This window comes from Burkholderia sp. 22PA0106, from assembly GCF_047497155.1.
In the GTDB taxonomy this organism is placed as follows: Bacteria; Pseudomonadota; Gammaproteobacteria; order Burkholderiales; family Burkholderiaceae; genus Burkholderia.
Genome location: NZ_CP163163.1, coordinates 3,401,603 through 3,418,893 on the forward strand (window position 1 = coordinate 3,401,603; position 17,291 = coordinate 3,418,893).

14 protein-coding genes are annotated in these 17,291 nt (G+C 67.0%); 3 read left to right on the forward strand and 11 right to left on the reverse strand.

The features are described 5' to 3' along the window. Position 1 precedes the first annotated feature (1 nt). The gene (locus tag AB4850_RS30100; RefSeq protein WP_414443054.1) at positions 2-1,870 is read right to left on the reverse strand and encodes an ABCB family ABC transporter ATP-binding protein/permease; all 1,869 of its coding nucleotides are present in this window, start codon (positions 1,868-1,870) and stop codon (positions 2-4) included. Positions 1,871-2,016: 146 nt separating this feature from the next. On the opposite strand from AB4850_RS30100, the gene AB4850_RS30105 reads away from it, so the two are divergent. After that, on the forward strand, positions 2,017-2,415 hold the full coding sequence (locus AB4850_RS30105; protein ID WP_414443055.1) for an acyl-CoA thioesterase: 399 nt from the start codon (positions 2,017-2,019) through the stop codon (positions 2,413-2,415). 27 nt (positions 2,416-2,442) lie between these two features. On the opposite strand, the gene AB4850_RS30110 is transcribed toward AB4850_RS30105, so the two are convergent. Then, the gene (locus tag AB4850_RS30110; protein ID WP_414443056.1) at positions 2,443-3,150 is read right to left on the reverse strand and encodes a nitrate reductase associated protein; all 708 of its coding nucleotides are present in this window, start codon (positions 3,148-3,150) and stop codon (positions 2,443-2,445) included. Between AB4850_RS30110 and fdhD the strand changes: the two genes are divergently transcribed. Beyond that, positions 3,141-3,968 carry a formate dehydrogenase accessory sulfurtransferase FdhD gene (gene fdhD / locus AB4850_RS30115; protein WP_414443057.1) on the forward strand — a complete coding sequence of 276 codons (828 nt, stop codon included), beginning with the start codon at positions 3,141-3,143 and terminating at the stop codon, positions 3,966-3,968. The genes AB4850_RS30110 and fdhD overlap by 10 nt on opposite strands. Positions 3,969-4,029: 61 nt before the next feature. On the opposite strand, the gene AB4850_RS30120 is transcribed toward fdhD, so the two are convergent. The 8 genes from AB4850_RS30120 to AB4850_RS30155 form a co-directional block, all read right to left on the reverse strand. Continuing rightward, positions 4,030-4,797 carry an enoyl-CoA hydratase gene (locus AB4850_RS30120; RefSeq protein WP_414443058.1) on the reverse strand — a complete coding sequence of 256 codons (768 nt, stop codon included), beginning with the start codon at positions 4,795-4,797 and terminating at the stop codon, positions 4,030-4,032. A 100-nt stretch (positions 4,798-4,897) separates the two neighbouring features. Further along, the gene (locus AB4850_RS30125) at positions 4,898-6,097 is read right to left on the reverse strand and encodes an acetyl-CoA C-acyltransferase (RefSeq protein WP_414443059.1); all 1,200 of its coding nucleotides are present in this window, start codon (positions 6,095-6,097) and stop codon (positions 4,898-4,900) included. Between the two features lie 19 nt (positions 6,098-6,116). Then, positions 6,117-8,552: a 3-hydroxyacyl-CoA dehydrogenase/enoyl-CoA hydratase family protein gene (locus AB4850_RS30130; RefSeq protein ID WP_414443060.1), complete on the reverse strand. Its 2,436-nt coding sequence runs from the start codon at positions 8,550-8,552 to the stop codon at positions 6,117-6,119. Between the two features lie 127 nt (positions 8,553-8,679). Beyond that, entirely contained in the window at positions 8,680-10,467 is a 1,788-nt protein-coding gene (locus tag AB4850_RS30135) for an acyl-CoA dehydrogenase C-terminal domain-containing protein (protein ID WP_414443061.1), read from the reverse strand. Positions 10,468-10,522: 55 nt separating this feature from the next. Continuing rightward, complete coding sequence (locus AB4850_RS30140; RefSeq protein WP_414443062.1) at positions 10,523-11,122, reverse strand: TetR/AcrR family transcriptional regulator; 600 nt, start codon at positions 11,120-11,122, stop codon at positions 10,523-10,525. 250 nt (positions 11,123-11,372) lie between these two features. Continuing rightward, positions 11,373-12,647 carry a cardiolipin synthase ClsB gene (clsB, locus tag AB4850_RS30145; protein WP_414443063.1) on the reverse strand — a complete coding sequence of 425 codons (1,275 nt, stop codon included), beginning with the start codon at positions 12,645-12,647 and terminating at the stop codon, positions 11,373-11,375. Then, on the reverse strand, positions 12,644-13,120 hold the full coding sequence (gene nudB, locus AB4850_RS30150) for a dihydroneopterin triphosphate diphosphatase (RefSeq protein ID WP_414443064.1): 477 nt from the start codon (positions 13,118-13,120) through the stop codon (positions 12,644-12,646). The genes clsB and nudB overlap by 4 nt, the downstream gene beginning before the upstream one ends. 274 nt (positions 13,121-13,394) lie before the next feature. After that, positions 13,395-14,333: an AEC family transporter gene (locus tag AB4850_RS30155; protein ID WP_414443065.1), complete on the reverse strand. Its 939-nt coding sequence runs from the start codon at positions 14,331-14,333 to the stop codon at positions 13,395-13,397. 154 nt (positions 14,334-14,487) lie between these two features. Here AB4850_RS30155 and AB4850_RS30160 point away from each other — a divergent pair, with 154 nt between their 5' ends. Then, positions 14,488-15,357 (forward strand): LysR family transcriptional regulator, encoded by an 870-nt coding sequence (locus AB4850_RS30160; RefSeq protein ID WP_414443066.1) that lies wholly within the window; start codon positions 14,488-14,490, stop codon positions 15,355-15,357. A gap of 126 nt (positions 15,358-15,483) precedes the next feature. Here the strand turns inward: AB4850_RS30160 and aspS are convergent, their stop codons facing one another. Further along, complete coding sequence (gene aspS, locus AB4850_RS30165; protein ID WP_414443067.1) at positions 15,484-17,286, reverse strand: aspartate--tRNA ligase; 1,803 nt, start codon at positions 17,284-17,286, stop codon at positions 15,484-15,486. Between the last annotated feature and the right edge of the window lie 5 nt (positions 17,287-17,291).

The window sequence follows — 17,291 nt, forward strand, 5'->3', positions numbered from 1 at the left end:
CTCAGGCCCCGGGCACCTCGGGCGCCACCTCGCGCTGCTGCTGTTGCAGCGCCCACATCTGCGCATAGTGGCCGCCCGCGCGCACCAGTTCGTCGTGCGTGCCGCGCTCCACGATCCGCCCGCGATCCATCACGATGATCTGTGCGGCGTGCACCACGGTCGACAGCCGGTGCGCGATCACGAGCGTCGTGCGATGCCGCGCGATCTGCTCCAGCTCCTGCTGGATCGCGCGCTCCGAGCGCGAATCGAGCGCCGAGGTGGCCTCGTCGAACACCAGCACCGGCGGGTTCTTGAGGATCGTGCGCGCGATCGCCACGCGCTGCTTCTCGCCGCCCGAGAGCTTCAGGCCGCGCTCGCCGACGGTCGTGTCATAGCCGTTCGGCAGCCCTTCCACGAACGCATGGATGTGCGCGGCGCGCGCGGCCGCGATCACCTCCTCGCGCGTCGCCTCGGGCCGGCCGTAGGCGATGTTGTAGTGGATCGTGTCGTTGAACAGCACGGTGTCCTGCGGCACGATGCCGATCGAGGCGCGCAGCGACGCCTGCGTGACATCGCGCAGGTCCTGCCCGTCGATCGTGATCGCGCCGCCGGGGCCGCGCGGCAGATCGTAGAAGCGGAACAGCAGGCGCGACAGCGTCGACTTGCCCGAGCCGCTGTGACCGACCACGGCCGTGGTCGTGCCGGCCGCGATCGTGAAGCTGACATCGTGGAGGATCTGCCGCGCCGGCTCGTACGAGAAGTTGACATGCTCGAAGCGCACCGCCGCGCCACTCACCGCCAGCGCCGGCGCATCCGGCGCATCGGCCACTTCCTGCGGCGCGGACAGCAGCCCGAACATGCGATCCATGTCGGTCAGGCTCTGCTTCAGTTCGCGATAGACAATGCCGAGGAAATTCAGCGGGATGTAGAGCTGCAGCATGAACGTGTTGATCAGCACCAGATCGCCGAGCGTCAGGTGCCCGGCCAGCACGCCCTGCGTGGCGCGCCAGAGGATCAGCACGAGGCCCACGCCGATGATCGCCTGCTGCCCGAAATTGAGCAGCGACAGCGAGCGCTGCGAACGGATCGCGGCCTGCCGATAGCGTTGCAGGTTCTCGTCGTAGCGCCGCGCTTCCCATTCCTCGTTGCTGAAGTACTTGACCGTCTCGTAGTTGATCAGCGAATCGATCGCGCGCGAACTGGCTCGCGAATCGAGCTCGTTCATGGTGCGGCGATAGTGCGTGCGCCATTCCGTGACCTTGATCGTGAACACCACGTAGCCGGCCAGCGCACCGAGCGTGATGATCGCGTACCACGCGTCGTATTTCACGACGAAGAAGCCGAGCACCAGCCCGACCTCGATCAGCGTCGGCAGGATGCTGTAGAGCGAATAGGAAATCAGTTGCTGGATGCCGCGCGTGCCGCGTTCGATGTCGCGCGACATGCCGCCCGTCTGCCGGTCGAGGTGAAAGCGCAGCGACAGCCCGTGCAGATGCCGGAACACCTGCAACGCAAGCTGGCGCACCGCGCTCTCGGTCACCTTGGCGAACAGCATCTCGCGCAGCTCGGTAAACAGCGAGGTGGACAGCCGCACCAGCGCATACGCCACCACCAGCAGGCCGATGCCGCCCGCCAGCACGATCGGCGCCGACTGTTCGGCACGGCCGAGCGCCTGCAGATGCTGGACCGGCGCGAGGCCGTCGACGATCCGCTTCATGACGATCGGCACGCCGAGGTTGGCCAGCTTCGCGCCGATCAGACAGGACAGCGCGAGCAGCACCCGCCCCTTGTAGGTGGTCAGGTAGGGCAGCAGCGAGCGGATCGTCTGCCAGTCGTTGCGCGGCCCGGTGGCGGCCGGCGCAGGTTCGGAGGAAGCGGGGAAGCGACGCATGGGGGGGACGGTGCGCATGCCGTCGGCGCAAGGCCGGACACGCGCTTTCTCGTACAATTTCGGAAGCCTGCATTGTCGCAGAAGCCGATTCGCGTCGCTGCCCTCCGGTCGCGTCGCGCCGGCCATCACCGAGTGGAACCCCCGTCATGACCGAATCGTCGCCGCAACTCCCGCAACAGCAGCCCGCGCTGCGCGTCGTCCCGCAACCGTCCGAGGCGAACGTCCACGGCGACGTGTTCGGCGGCTGGATCATGTCGCAGGTCGACATCGCCGGCTCGATCCCGGCCAGCCGCCGCGCCAACGGCCGGGTGGCGACGGTGGCGGTCAATTCCTTCGTGTTCAAGCAGCCGGTGTTCGTCGGCGATCTGGTCAGCTTCTACGCGCAGATCGTCAAGACCGGCAACACCTCGATCACGATCGGCGTGGAAGTGTATGCGCAGCGCATGGGGCTGGCCGGCGAGGTGGTAAAGGTGACCGAGGCCACGCTGACCTACGTGGCGACCGATTCGGAGCGCCGCCCGCGCGCGTTGCCGCCGGTCGCCTGAGCTGGCTGCCGATCGCCGGCTGCCGGCTCAGGCCGGCGCCAGCGCGAACTCGCGCATGGCCGGGATGAAATCGTGGTTGAGCTTCGGCTTGCGCGACAGCTTGGCCAGCACGTAGCGCTCGAAGGCCCCAAGCGCGGCCCATTGCGCCGGCGACGGCGCGGGCAGGCAGGCCAGCGCGCACTGTGCAACCAGCGCCGAAGGCACTGCCGCCCGATTCGCCCAGCCGGGCGCGGGCTCCGGCTCGAACGTTTCGGCGGCCTCGACGCCCTGCGCGTGCAACAGCCCCGCGAGTGCCTCGCCGAAGCCCATGTCGAGCTCGGACTTGAGCTCGGACTCGGGCTCGGGCTCGGGATTTTCCCTGTCGGGAGCCATGTCCGGACCGGCGCCGGCCGCCACCGGGAAACGGGCCAGCCGCTTGCGCGCGTCGAGCGGCAGCCGCTGCCACTGATCGAGCGAGATCCGCAGCCCGCAACGATCCAGGTGAAAGCGCACGATCATCGGGATGAACGTGAAATCCTCCGACGAATCGATCTCGAAGCCGAACAGCAACGGCGCGTCGCTCAGTTCCATGCGTATTCCGGTAGTGAAAGGCCGAGTGGCGGGCGACGGGATTCGCCGCGATCCGGTATTGTAGAACCCGTCCGCGCGGCCGCGCTTGCCCGTGCATGCGTCGTGCCGGCACACCATGAATCTGCAGAACCCGCTGCCCCCCGCTGGAGCCTCCGTTGAACCCATCCCTCGAATCCCTCGAACCGAACGGCGCCGTCGAAGTCGCGATCTCGCGCTACCGCGGCGGCGAGATCGCCGGCACCGCCGATCACGTCGGCCAGGAATGGCCCGTCGCGCTGGTGTACAACGGCATCTCGCACGCGGTGATGATGTGCACGCCGCGCGACCTGGAAGCGTTCGCGGTGGGCTTCTCGATCTCGGAAGGGATCGTCTCGCGCGGCGCCGACATCAAGGATATCGAAGTGACGCTGCGCACCGACGCGGCCATTCCCCACGCGGAAATCCAGCTCGACGTGATTCAGCAGGCGTTTCTCGCGCTGAAGGACCGGCGCCGGGCGCTGGCCGGGCGCACCGGTTGCGGCGTATGCGGCGTCGAGAGCATCGACCTGCTCGACCTGGCCCCCGAACGCGTGCCCGTGACCGGCTTTCTCGATCGCCTGGCGCCCGACGCGCTGGCGCAGGCGGCACGCGCGCTGCCCGAGCATCAGGCGCTGACCAAACTGACGGGTGGCCTGCACGCGGCCGCCTGGTGCGACGCCACGGGCGCGATCCGCTGCGCGTTCGAGGATGTCGGCCGCCACAACGCGCTCGACAAGCTGATCGGCCATCTGGTGCTCGCGCGCGCCGATCTGACCGACGGCTTCGTGTTCCTGTCGAGCCGCGCCAGCTACGAGCTGGTGCGCAAGGCCGCGCGCGTCGGCATTCCGCTGGTGGCGACGATTTCGGCGCCGTCGTCGCTGGCGATCGCGATCGCGCGGGAAGCGGGCCTGCGGCTCGTCAGCTTCTGCCGCGAATCGGGCTACGTGGATTACGGCACGGCCTGATGTCACGCGCGGGTACGAGCCGGCCAATCATGGCCGGGCCGTACCCGCGCCTCCAACGCCTTCAGTCGAACTGACGGAAATCGGGCTTGCGCTTCTCGAAGAACGCGCTGATCGCCTCGCGCGCTTCCGGCCCGCGCAGCATCTCGCCGAAATGGCGCGCTTCCTCGTCCATGCGCTGCGCCACCTCGATCGCGCTGCCGGTGCGCTTGATCAGCGCCTTGGTCACGCGCAACGACGAAGCCGGCAACGCCGCCAGCTTCGCAGCCTGCCGCGCCGCGAACGCGTCGAGTTCGGCGGCCGGCAGCACGCGATTGACGATGCCGATGCGGTGCGCTTCGAGCGAGTCGAACGGCTCGCCGAGCATCAGCTTCTCGGCGGCGATCTGGTGGCCCGTCAGGCGTGTCAGCAGCAGGCTCGATGCCGCTTCCGGGCACAGCCCCAACTGCGTGAACGGCAGCGACAGCTTGGCCGTATCGGCCGCGTACACCAGATCGCAATGCAGCAGCATCGTCACGCCCACGCCCACCGCGATGCCCGGCACCGCCGCGACGATCGGCTTGGCCGCCGTGCTGATCCGGTCCAGGAACTGGAACACCGGCGCGTCGGGTGTGTTCGGCGGCGACTTCATGAAATCCTCGAGGTCGTTGCCGGCGCTGAAATTGCCGTCGCTGCCACGAATCAGGATCACGCGTACCGCGCTGTCGTCCTGCGCGCCGGCCAGCGCATCGGCCATCGCCTGATACATCGCCGCCGTGATCGCGTTCTTCTTCGCGGGGCGCGCGATCGTGATCGTCAGGACGCCGTCCGCGACGTCGGTCTGGATATCCATCTCACCGTCTCCTCGTATCTCGTGCGTAAAAATCTCGTGCGTAAAAAAGCGGTGCGCGAGCGTTTGCCCGCGCACCGCCGTGATCGGCTGCGAAGCCCGCTTACAGCCGTTCGATGATGCCGGCGGCGCCCATGCCGGTGCCGACGCACATCGTGACCATCCCGTACTTCAGGTTGCGGCGGCGCAGCGCGTGCACCACGGTGGCCGCGCGGATCGCGCCGGTCGCGCCGAGCGGGTGGCCCAGTGCGATCGCGCCGCCCATCGGGTTGACCTTCGACGGATCGAGGCCCAGGTCGCGGATCACGGCCAGCGATTGCGCCGCGAACGCCTCGTTCAGTTCGATCCAGTCGAGATCGTCCTGCTTGAGGCCGGCGGCCTTCAGCGCGGCCGGAATCGCTTCCTTAGGGCCGATGCCCATGATTTCCGGCGGCACGCCGCGCACCGCGAAGCTGACGAAGCGCGCCAGCGGCGTCAGGTTGAATTCCTTGAGCACCTTCTCCGACACGACGATCAGCGCACCGGCGCCGTCCGACGTCTGCGAGCTGTTGCCGGCCGTGACCGAGCCCTTGTTGGCGAACACGGTGCGCAGCTTGGCCAGGCCCTCCGGCGAGGTGTCGGCGCGCGGGCCTTCGTCGAGCTTGAGCTCGCGCGTCAGCACGTCGATTTCACCGGTGGAGAGGTTCGGGAAACGCTCGGTGATCAGGTACGGCGCGATCTCGTCGCCGAACTCGCCGGCCTGCTGCGCGGCGAACGCCTTGCGGTGCGATTCGACCGAGAACGCGTCCTGATCCTCGCGGCTCACCTTCCACTGCTCGGCCACGCGCTCGGCCGTCAGGCCCATGCCGTAGGCGATGCCGACATCCTCATTGCGATCGAAGATGTGCGGCGACAGCGACGGCTTGTTGCCCATCATCGGCACCATGCTCATCGATTCGCAGCCGCCCGCGATCAGCGCGTCGGATTCGCCCACGCGAATCCGGTCTGCCGCCATCGCCAACGCGGTGATGCCCGATGCGCAGAAGCGGTTGACGGTCACGCCGCCGACCGTGTTCGGCAGGCCGGCCAGCAACGCGCCCATGCGCGCCACGTTCAGGCCCTGCTCGGCTTCGGGGATAGCGCAGCCGATGATGGCATCCTCGATCAGCTTGGTATCGAGGCCGGGCACCTGGGCGACGGCCGCCTTGATCGCATGCACCAGCAACTCGTCGGGGCGCGTGTTCTTGAACGCGCCGCGCGGGGCCTTGCCGATCGGCGTGCGGCTCGCGGCGACGATGTAGGCGTCTTGCAGTTGTTTGCTCATTTGAAGCTCCTTAGGTCGCTCAGTTACGCACCGGCTTGCCGGTCTGCAACATGCCCATGATCCGTTCCTGCGTCTTCTGCGTGCCGAGCAGTTCGACGAAGGCGCGGCGCTCCAGCGCGAGCAGCCACTCCTCGTCCACCGTGCTGCCGGCTTCGACGTCGCCGCCGCACACCGCTTCCGCGATGCGGCTGGCGATGCGGTAGTCGTGCTCGCTGATGAAGCGGCCGTCGCGCATGTTGACGAGCTGCGCCTTGATGGTCGAGATCGCCGAGCGGCCCGCCACCGGAATTTCACGGGCCTTCAGCGGCGCGCGGTAGCCGGCATCGGCCAGCGCGCGCGCTTCCTTGCGCGCCACGTCGAGCAGTTCGAACACGTTGAGCACGATGGTGTCCGACGGCTTCACGTAGCCCATCGCACGCGCATCGTGCGCCGAGGCCGACACCTTCGCCATCGCCGCGTTCTCGAACGACTTGGTGACGAACTTCAGGATGTCGGTGGTGGCACCGGCCGCCGTGGCGGCTTCGGCCGCGCGCAGCGCCGCTTCCTTGAGGCCGCCGCCGGCCGGCACCAGGCCCACGCCCACTTCCACCAGGCCGACGTAGCTCTCGACGTGCACCACGCGCTTGGCGCTGTGCAGCATCAGTTCGCAACCGCCGCCGAGCGCGATGCCCGACACGGCCGCCACCACCGGCACGTTCGCGTACTTCACGCGCAGCATGCCTTCCTGGAACTTCTTGACGAACGGCTCGATGCCCTTCGCGCCGCCCATCATGAACGCGGGCATCGCCTCCTCGAGATTCGCACCGGCGGAGAACGGGCCGCCCGGCGTGCCGAGCTTCAGCGAGGTCGGCTGCCAGATCACCACGGCCTTGTAGTCCTTCTCGGCCAGCTCGATCGCCTGCACCAGCCCGTCGATCACGCCCGGGCCGATGGTGTTCATCTTCGACTTGAACGAGACGATCACCACGTCGTCCTGGCCGGCGCGCTCGTCCACCCAGGCACGCACCGAATCGGTTTCGATCAGCGTCTTGCCCCACGTCTTCGGATCGCGTCCGGCCTCGCCGATCAGCGGTGCGCGGAACACCTGGCGCTCATACACGGGCAGCGTCGAGCGCGGCACGAATTTGCCGGCGGCCGGCGACCACGAGCCTTCGTCGGTATGCACGCCGCCCTTCTCGGCCACTGCGCCTTCGAGCACCCACGACGGCAGCGGCACGTTGGCGAGCGCCTTGCCGGCCGCGATGTCTTCCTGCACCCATTCGGCGATCTGCTTCCAGCCCGCCGCCTGCCAGCCTTCGAACGGGCCTTCGCTCCAGCCGAAGCCCCAGCGGATCGCGAGGTCGACGTCGCGCGCGTTGTCGGCGATCGATTCGAGGTGGTAACCGATGTAATGGAACACGTCGCGGAACACCGACCACAGGAACTGCGCCTGCGGATGCGTGGACTCGCGCAGCAGCTTCAGGCGCTCGGCCGGCGGGCGCTTGAGGATGCGGCCCACGGTTTCGTCGGCCTTTGCGCCGCCGTCCACGTAGCTGCCCGATTTCGGATCGAGCACCTTGATCGCCTTGCCTTCCTTCTTGTAGAAGCCCGCGCCCGTCTTCTGACCGAGCGCGCCCTGCTTGACCAGCTCGGCGAGCACCGGCGGGGTTTCGTACACGGGGAAGAACGGATCGTCGGCGAGGTTGTCCTGCATCGTCTTGATGACGTGCGCCATCGTGTCGAGGCCCACCACGTCGGCAGTGCGGAACGTGGCCGACTTGGCGCGGCCCAGGCGCGCGCCGGTCAGGTCGTCCACTTCGTCGAAGCGCAGGCCGAACTTGGCGGCCTCGGTGATCACCGCCAGGATCGAGAAGATGCCGACGCGGTTCGCGATGAAGTTCGGCGTGTCCTTGGCGTGCACCACGCCCTTGCCGACCACGCTGGTCAGGAAGGTTTCGAGCTGGTCGAGGATCTCGGGCCGCGTGTGGGCGGTCGGGATCAGTTCGACGAGGTGCATGTAGCGCGGCGGATTGAAGAAGTGCACGCCGCAGAAGCGGGCCTTCAACTCGTCGGCAAAACCATCCGACAGCGCCGTGATCGACAGGCCCGAGGTGTTCGACGCGAAGATCGCGTTCGGCCCGATATGCGGCGCGACCTTCTTGTAGAGGTCGTGCTTCCAGTCCATGCGCTCGGCGATGGCCTCGATCACGAGGTCGCACTCGGCGAGCTTGGCGATGTCGTCTTCGTAGTTGGCCGGTTCGAGGTATTTCGCGTCGTCCTTCACACCGAACGGCGCGGGCGACAGCTTCTTGAGATTCTCGATCGCCTTCAGCGCGATGCCGTTCTTCGGGCCTTCCTTGGCCGGCAGATCGAACAGCAGCACCGGGACGCGCGCGTTGACGAGATGCGCGGCGATCTGCGCGCCCATCACGCCGGCGCCGAGCACGGCGACCTTGCGAATGATGAAATTGCTCACGGGATTCCTCCGGATGGAAACGCGCGTCGTGCCCGGCGGGCTGGGAGTCGGACGACGCGGCGTATGAGAGTGCGAGGTGTGCCCATGGCGGCAGCGCATGACTTGCGCCGCCGCCATGGGCCGGGCATCAGAACAGCGCTTCGTCGACTTCCATCAGCGTCTTCGAGCCGGCGCGCGCGGCGCGGATCGTGGCTGCCGTTTCGGGCAACAGACGCGCGAAGTAGAAGCGCGCGGTGGCCAGCTTCGACTTGTAGAACGGATCGCCCGATGCTTCCTTGTCGAGCGCGAGACGCGCCATGCGCGCCCAGAAGTACGAGAACACCAGATGGCCGGCCGTACGCAGGTAGGGCACCGCGGCGGCGCCGACTTCGTCGGGGTTCTGCATCGCCTTCATGCCGATTTCCATGGTGAGCTTCTGCAGCTTTTCACCGATGTCGGCGAGCGGATTGACGAACTCGGCCATTTCCGGCTTGACGCCTTCGGCTTCGACGAACTCGGCGACGATCGCACCGAACTTCTTCAGCTTCGCGCCCATGTCGCCGAGCACCTTGCGGCCCAGCAAGTCGAGCGCCTGAATCGAGTTGGTGCCTTCGTAGATCATGTTGATGCGGGCGTCGCGCACGTACTGCTCCATGCCCCACTCGGCGATGAAGCCGTGGCCGCCGTAGATCTGCATGCCGTGGTTGGTGCACTCGAACGCGTTGTCGGTCAGGAACGCCTTGATGATCGGCGTGAGCAGCGCGACCAGATCGGCGGCTTCCTTGCGGGCCGCTTCGTCGCCGTGCGACAGTTCCTTGTCGATCTGCAGCGCCGACCAGTACGTGAAGGCGCGCGCGCCTTCGGCGTAGGCCTTCTGCGTGAGCAGCATGCGGCGCACGTCCGGGTGGACGATGATCGGATCGGCCGCCTTCTCGGGCGCCTTCGGGCCGGTCAGCGAACGCATCTGCAGGCGTTCCTTCGCGTAGGTCAGCGAGTTCTGATAGGCGATTTCGGTCAGGCCCAGGCCCTGCATGCCCACGCCGAGGCGCGCCGCGTTCATCATCACGAACATCGCGTTGAGGCCCTTGTTCGGCTCGCCGACGAGCCAGCCCTTCGCGTTGTCGAGGTTCATCACGCAGGTGGCGTTGCCGTGGATGCCCATCTTGTGCTCGATCGAGCCGCACTTGATGCCGTTGCGCTCGCCCGGTTCGCCCGACGCATCGGGGATGAACTTCGGCACGATGAACAACGAAATGCCCTTGGTGCCCTGCGGGGCGTCCGGCAGGCGCGCCAGCACGAGGTGGACGATGTTCTTCGACATGTCGTGCTCGCCGCTCGAAATGAAGATTTTCGTGCCGGAGATCACGTAGGCGCCGTCGCTGGTGGGTTCGGCCTTCGAGCGCAGGATGCCGAGATCGGTGCCGCAATGCGGCTCGGTCAGGCACATCGTGCCGGTCCATTCGCCCGAGACGAGTTTCGGCAGGTATTGCTGCTGGAGTTCGGGGGCGCCGTGCGCATGCAGGCATTCGTAGGCGCCGTGCGACAGGCCGGGGTACATGGTCCAGGCCTGGTTCGCGGAGTTCATCATTTCGTAGAGCGCGTTGTTCACGAACGCCGGCAGGCCCTGGCCGCCGTAGTCCGGATCGCAGCCGAGCGCGGGCCAGCCCGCCTCGATGTACTGCGCGTACGCTTCCTTGAAGCCGGTCGGCGTCTTGACCACGCCGTCGCCTTCATATTTGCAGCCTTCGCGGTCGCCCACCTGGTTGAGCGGGAACAGCACCTCGGCGCAGAACTTGCCGGCCTCTTCGAGCACCTGATTGATGGTGTCCGCGTCGAGATCCGCGTGTTTCGGCATCTGCTTCAGTTCGGCTTCGACGTTCAGCAACTCGTGCAGCACGAATTGCATGTCGCGCAGCGGGGCAACGTACTGTCCCATGACTCTCTCCAAAGATAGGGCAATGGCTCGAGCCTCGCGCGGCGTCACTGCGCCGCTACCGGCTCTCGCTCTGATACGAAACGATCGTCTTTTCCAGCGCGGCCCAGGTCAGGCGAACACCGTCCGGCAGATGCAGGAAACGGGCGTCGTGATGCAGGCCGAGCGTGAAGCTGTACAACTCGAAGAGCATCACGTCCGGATCGGTATCCGGGCGCAGATGGCCTTCGTCCTTCGCCTGCGAAATCGCGCGCAGCAGCGCCGCACGCCAGGCCGTCACGCTCGCGATCAGTTGCTCGCGCACCAGGCTGTCCGGCCGGTCGTCGTACTCCACCGCGCCGCTGATGTAGATGCATCCGGTCGTCACTTCCTGGATGCGCTTCTCGATCCAGCGGGCCAGCATCGCACGCAAACGCGGCAGGCCACGCGGCTCGCGCAGGCTCGGAAAGAACACCTCGCTCTCGAAGCGGCGGTGATACTCGCGCACGACCTCCACCTGCAGGTCCTCGCGCGATCCGAAATGCGCGAACACGCCGCTCTTGCTCATCTGCATGCGCTCGGCCAACAGGCCGATCGTCAGACCTTCCAGCCCGTCACGGCTGGCGAGGTCCAAAGCTGCTTCGAGTATCGCGGCACGCGTCTGTTCGCCTTTTCGCATAAGCTTGATGTCTAAACCGTTCACGGGTGATCCAGAAAATCGAACGGCCGTACTATTATTGAGTGCGGCCGTCGTTCAAACAAGGAATTAATTAGAAACCGGTGTCTAACCGCCCCGCTATTGTTGTCAGGTTCGGGCGGAACCGGAAGCAGGGCTTGTCCGCCCCTGCCGGAGGCTTGCCGACGCCCGCACTGTAAGCCGCCCGTCACGCAACGAACGGGCCTGGCGGCGGCGCGATGGCCGGCGGCGGCTAGTCGTAGCTGCCCACCGTCAGCAGCTTCATCGACCAGCGGTACGCGTTGTACGCCAGCCAGTTCAACATCCGCTCGCCCACCGGGCGCGCCGCAAATCGGGCCGGATCGATTTCACGACCGTCGGCAAAGGCCGCATCGATCGCCTCGCGCAGCGCGCGGATCTCGTCGTCGTGCTTCACCAGCACCACGTTCGCTTCGTTGTTGAGCATCAGGCTCAATGCATCGAGATTCGACGAACCGACCGTGGCCCAGTTGTCGTCGACCACCGCCACCTTGCCGTGCAGCATGGTCTTGTCGTACTCGGCCACTCGCACGCCGGCGCGCAACAACGCATGATAAAGGAACGGCACCGCGGTATCGAGCGCGGCAAATTCCTTGCGCCCAATCAGCACGCGCACCTCGATGCCGCGCCGCGCGGCGTTGGTCAGCGCCCGCCGCAGCTTGCGGCCGGGCATGAAATACGGGTTCGCCAGCACCACCGATTGCCGCGCACGGCCGATCGCGGCGAGGTAGGCCTTCTCGATCGCGCGCCGGTTCAGCACGTTGTCGCGCGCCACGAACGCGACGCTCGGCTCGGTGATATGGCGCAGCGCCCCCGCCTTGATCCAGCGGTGGCTGCGCATCCAGCGCCGGAAGCGGGCCGCGAACGCCTCGCTGGTCACCACCGGCGGCGCGTATTGCGCGTAGCGCTTGTGGCCCATCCGCACGCGGTACCACTGCACCTCGAACGCGGCGCGGATGTCGGCCACGGCCGGCCCGGCCAGTTCCACGGCGAAATCCCAGCGCGCGAACGGCAACGTCTCGCCGTTCTGGTCGAAGTCGTCGACGATGTTGATGCCGCCGCAGAACACGTAGGCATCGTCGACGCAGGCCAGCTTGCGGTGCGTCCGCGAGAAGCCGAAGCGGCCGAACAGGTAACGGTTGTAGATCCGGTGCTCGATGCCGGCCTCGGCCCATTGCTCGAACAGCGGCAGGCGCGCCGTGCCGATGCCGTCGGTGATCACGCGCACGTGCACGCCGCGCGCGGCGGCGCGCAGCAGCGCGTCGGACACCAGGCGACCGGCAGGATCGTCGCAAAAGATATAGGTTTCGAGCAATACCGACTGCGAGGCGGCATCGATACGGCGCACCAGCAGCGGGAAAAATTCTGCGCCGCCCGTGCAGAGCGTGACGGTGTTGCCGGACGAGAACGCGAGCCGCGACGACGAGCCGCGCTCCTGCAGGAACAGGTCCCGCAACTGGGCCAGACGCAGCCGTTGGCTGCCGCTCATGCCTCGCGCGCCGCGAGGCGCTCGGGCAACTGCAGGATCGCTTCGGCGTTGGACGGCGAGTAGCAGCGCTCGGCCGCCTCGCGATACGGCAGCCAGACGTAGTCGGTGTGCTCGCGCGGCGACAGCGTGACGGCAATCCCGGCCGGCACTTCGAGGCTGAACCAGTGCTCGGTGTTGCGCGTGACGCCCGGCGCGTAGCGGTGGAGATAGTGCGGATAGATCGCGTAGTCGATCTGGTGGCGCCAATCGTAGAGCGCCTCGGCCGGCACGGCGGCGCTGCCGACCACGATGCCCGTCTCCTCGCCTACCTCTCGCGCGGCGGTGGCGCCGAGCGGCTCGTCGAGCCAGTCTTTCGCGCCCGTCACCGACTGCCAGAAACCGGGTTGATCGGCGCGCTTGATGATCAGCACGTCGAGCGCGGCGGTGTGGATCACGACCAGAACGGATTCGGGGATTTTCGGCGGCTTCGTCATGACTTGCGGGGCTTCGGCCAACGCGCGTCGAGTACGGGCGGCGGCCAGGCGGGGCTTCGGAACCGGCAGACTGTACCGCAAAACGGTGGCCGGCGCGTGTCGAAGGCGCCCGGCGCGACGGCCAGGCGCCGTCGTATCGCACGGGCGGCGGGGCTGACCGGGAGGCATCGGCAAGCCGCCGACGTGACGCGCCGTATCCGCTTGCGTGGCCGGTCAGACGTCCGTTTCTTCGCCCGGCTGATGCATTCGCTTATGCGCTCGCTTATGCACCGGTTTATGCGCGCGGCACGACCGTCAGCAGCACCGTCAGCGTGACGATCGATGCGATCGTCGAGAACAGGATCGTGCGCGAGGTCACCTGCGGCTCGCGCCGATAAAACTCGGCCAACATGAACGGCCCGGTGCCGGTCGGCAGCGCCGCCAGCACCACCGACATCGACACCAGCACCGGCGGCAGATCGAACACGCGCGCGGCGAGCCACCAGGTCAGCGCCGGCTGCCCCACCAGCTTGATCACGGTCAGCAGCAAGGCGTCGGGCAGCACGCCGTGCGCCGGCCGCTTCTCGGCGAGGAACAGCCCGAGGCTCACCAGCGCGCACGGGCTGGCCGCGCCGCCGAGCAGCTTGAGGAACGTCTCGACGCTGGCCGGCGGCACGACATGCGCGGCCGACACGAGCGCGCCGACGATCGGCGACACGATCAGCGGGTTGCGACCGAGCGAACCGAGCACCTTCAGCGCGAGCCGGTGCGGCGCGCGCTCGCTTTGCAGGCCCACCTCGATCAGCACGATCGCGAAGCCGAACAACACGCAGGCAACGATGATCGTGGCGATCGTGGTCGGCATCAGGCTGGCCGGACCGAACACCAGCAGGCACAGAGGAAAACCGATGTAGCCGGTGTTCGGATAGGCAGCCGCGATCGCGTCGACGCTGGCGTCGGCGAGCGGCCGGCCGCGCCAGAGCCGCACCGCCAGCACCACGAGGAACAAAGCCGCGCAGGCAATCGAGAACGCGGCGATGAAGCGTGGCTGGTCGAGCTGCGCCCAGGTCGCATGCGCCATCACGTCGAACAGCAGCGCCGGCAGCGCGAGCCAGACGACGAAGCGGTTCAATTCCGACGCGGCGGTCGGGCCGAGCAGGCCACGCCGACGGCACAGGAAGCCGGCGAGAATCAACGCAAAGATGGGAAGCAGGATGGGCAGCGTGGCGAACACGGCAAGACTCGACGAGAAAAACGAAAACTGGCCGGCACACAACGCGACACGGGCACACGACGGCGCCCGGCGGGCCGGAAAGCCGCGAGGGTAACTCGCCAACTTGATACAATCCAATGCGATTTTTAGGTCGATTCCATACCTTTTTTGCATCGTGATCGATATCAAGCCGCTTCGTTACTTCGTCGTGCTCGCCGAAACCGGCCATTTCGGCCGCGCCGCGACACGGCTGAACCTGTCTCAGCCACCGCTGTCGCGCCAGATCGCGGCGCTCGAAGCCTCGCTCGGCGTCACGCTGGTCGAGCGCGGGCCGCGCGGCGTTACGCTGACGCCGGCCGGCGAGCGCTTCCGCGACGACGCGAAGGCGATCCTCGCGTCGATCGAGCGCGCCGCGCATCACGCGCGTGCCGCAGCCTCGGGCGCGGCCGGCAAGCTGACGATCGGCTTCACGATGTGCGCCGCCTACAGCGTGGTGCCGCGCTACGCGCGCGAATTCGGCGCGGCCTGGCCCGAGGTGGCGCTGCACCTGCGCGAAACCGTCTCGAACGATCTGGCCGAACAGGTGCTGAACGGTCATATCGACGCCGCCATCCTGTTCCCCGGCTCGCCGCTCGCGGGCCTCGAACGGCGCACGGTGGTGACCGAACCGCTGTGCGTCGCGCTGTCGCGCGACCATCCGCGCGCCCGGGCGCGCAAGCTGCGGATCGCCGAACTCGCCGACGAGCCGTTCGTGGCGGCCGTCGAGATCGTGTCGCCCACGCTGCGCGCGGCGATCGTCGATCACTGCCGGCAACTGGGCGGCTTCGAGCCGAACATCCGCCTCGAGGTTCAGTTGCAGCAGACCGTGCTGGGGCTGGTGGACGAAGGCGTGGGCGTGGCGCTGGTGCCTGCCTCGATGCAGCGCGCGCAATGGGCCGGCGTGGTGTTTCGCCCGCTGGTCGATGCGCCGACCATCGAGCAGGCACTGGTGTGGTCGCCGTCGAACCGCAACCCGTGTCTGGCGCGCTTTCTCGCGCTCGCCTGAGCGCCCGCGCCCGGCTCGCAGCAATCGACAAGGACAATCGGCGGCAGCAGTAAAAAACCCCTGCCGGCGTTACCACCGGCAGGGGTTTTTGTCTTGCGGCGCCGCGCTTCACGCGGCGCACGGCACTCAGGCCTTCGGCTGTTCCGGCTGGCGCAGACGGATATGCAGTTCCTTCAGTTGACGCTCGTCGACCGGGCTCGGCGCCTGCGTCAGCAGATCCTGCGCGCGCTGGGTCTTCGGGAATGCGATCACGTCACGGATCGAATCGGCGCCGGCCATCATCGTGACGATGCGGTCCAGGCCGAACGCGATACCGCCATGCGGCGGCGCGCCGTATTGCAGCGCGTCGAGCAGGAAGCCGAACTTCGCCTGCGCTTCTTCCGGGCCGATCTTCAGTGCGCGGAACACCTTGCTCTGCACCGCTTCCTGGAAGATCCGCACCGAACCGCCGCCGATTTCCCAGCCGTTCAGCACCATGTCGTAGGCCTTCGCCAGGCAGCGGCCCGGGTCGGTTTCGAGGTATTCGAGGTGCTCGTCCTTCGGGCTCGTGAACGGGTGGTGAGCGGCCACGTAGCGCGCATCGTCCTCGTCGTACTCGAACATCGGGAAATCGACCACCCACAGCGGTTTCCAGCCTGATTCGAGGAGGCCGTTGGCCTTGCCGAATTCCGAATGGCCGATCTTCAGGCGCAGCGCGCCGAGGCTGTCGTTGACGACCTTCGCGCGGTCGGCCGCAAAGAAGATGATGTCGCCGTCCTGCGCGCCGGTGCGCTCGAGGATCGCGGCGATCGAGGCGTCGTGCAGGTTCTTGACGATCGGGCTTTGCAGGCCGTCGCGGCCCTTGGCCTTTTCATTGACCTTGATCCAGGCCAGGCCCTTCGCGCCGTAGATGCGCACGAATTCGGTGTAGCCGTCGATGTCGCCGCGCGTCAGTTCGCTGCCCTTCGGCACGCGCAGCGCCGCGACGCGGCCGTCCTTCGTGTTGGCCGGTGCGCTGAACACCTTGAAGTCGACGTCCTTCATCGCGTCGGTCAGCTCGGTGAATTCGAGCTTCACGCGCAGGTCAGGCTTGTCCGAGCCGAAACGCGCCATCGCTTCCGAATACGGCATGACCGGGAACGTGGCGGCCAGTTCGGCGCCGATCGTCGTCTTGAAGACGTGACGGATCATTTCCTCGAACAGATCGCGGATTTCCTGCTCGCCGAGGAACGAGGTTTCGCAGTCGATCTGCGTGAACTCGGGCTGGCGGTCGGCACGGAGGTCTTCGTCGCGGAAGCACTTGGTGATCTGGTAGTAACGATCGAAGTTCGCAACCATCAGCAACTGCTTGAACAACTGCGGCGACTGCGGCAGCGCGAAGAACTGGCCGGCGTTGGTACGCGACGGCACCAGGTAGTCGCGCGCGCCTTCCGGCGTGCTCTTGGTCAGCATCGGCGTTTCGATGTCGATGAAGCCTTGCGCATCGAGGTACTTGCGCACTTCGATCGCCACGCGGTAGCGCAGGCGCAGGTTGTTCTGCATGTGCGGGCGGCGCAGGTCGAGCACGCGATGCGTCAGGCGCGTGGTTTCCGACAGGTTGTCGTCGTCGAGCTGGAACGGGGGCGTGATCGACGGGTTCAGCACCGTCAGTTCCTGGCACAGCACCTCGATCTTGCCGCTCTTGAGGCCGGCGTTGATCGTGCCGTCCGGACGGCCGCGCACGAGGCCCTTGATCTGAATACAGAACTCGTTGCGCACGCCTTCGGCCGCCGCGAACATCTCCGCGCGATCCGGATCGCACACCACCTGCACGAGGCCTTCGCGATCGCGCAGGTCGATGAAGATCACACCGCCGTGATCGCGGCGGCGATGCACCCAGCCGCACAGCGACACGGTTTGACCCAGCAGGTGTTCGGTCACGAGACCGCAGTATTCAGTTCGCATCGACATGATGT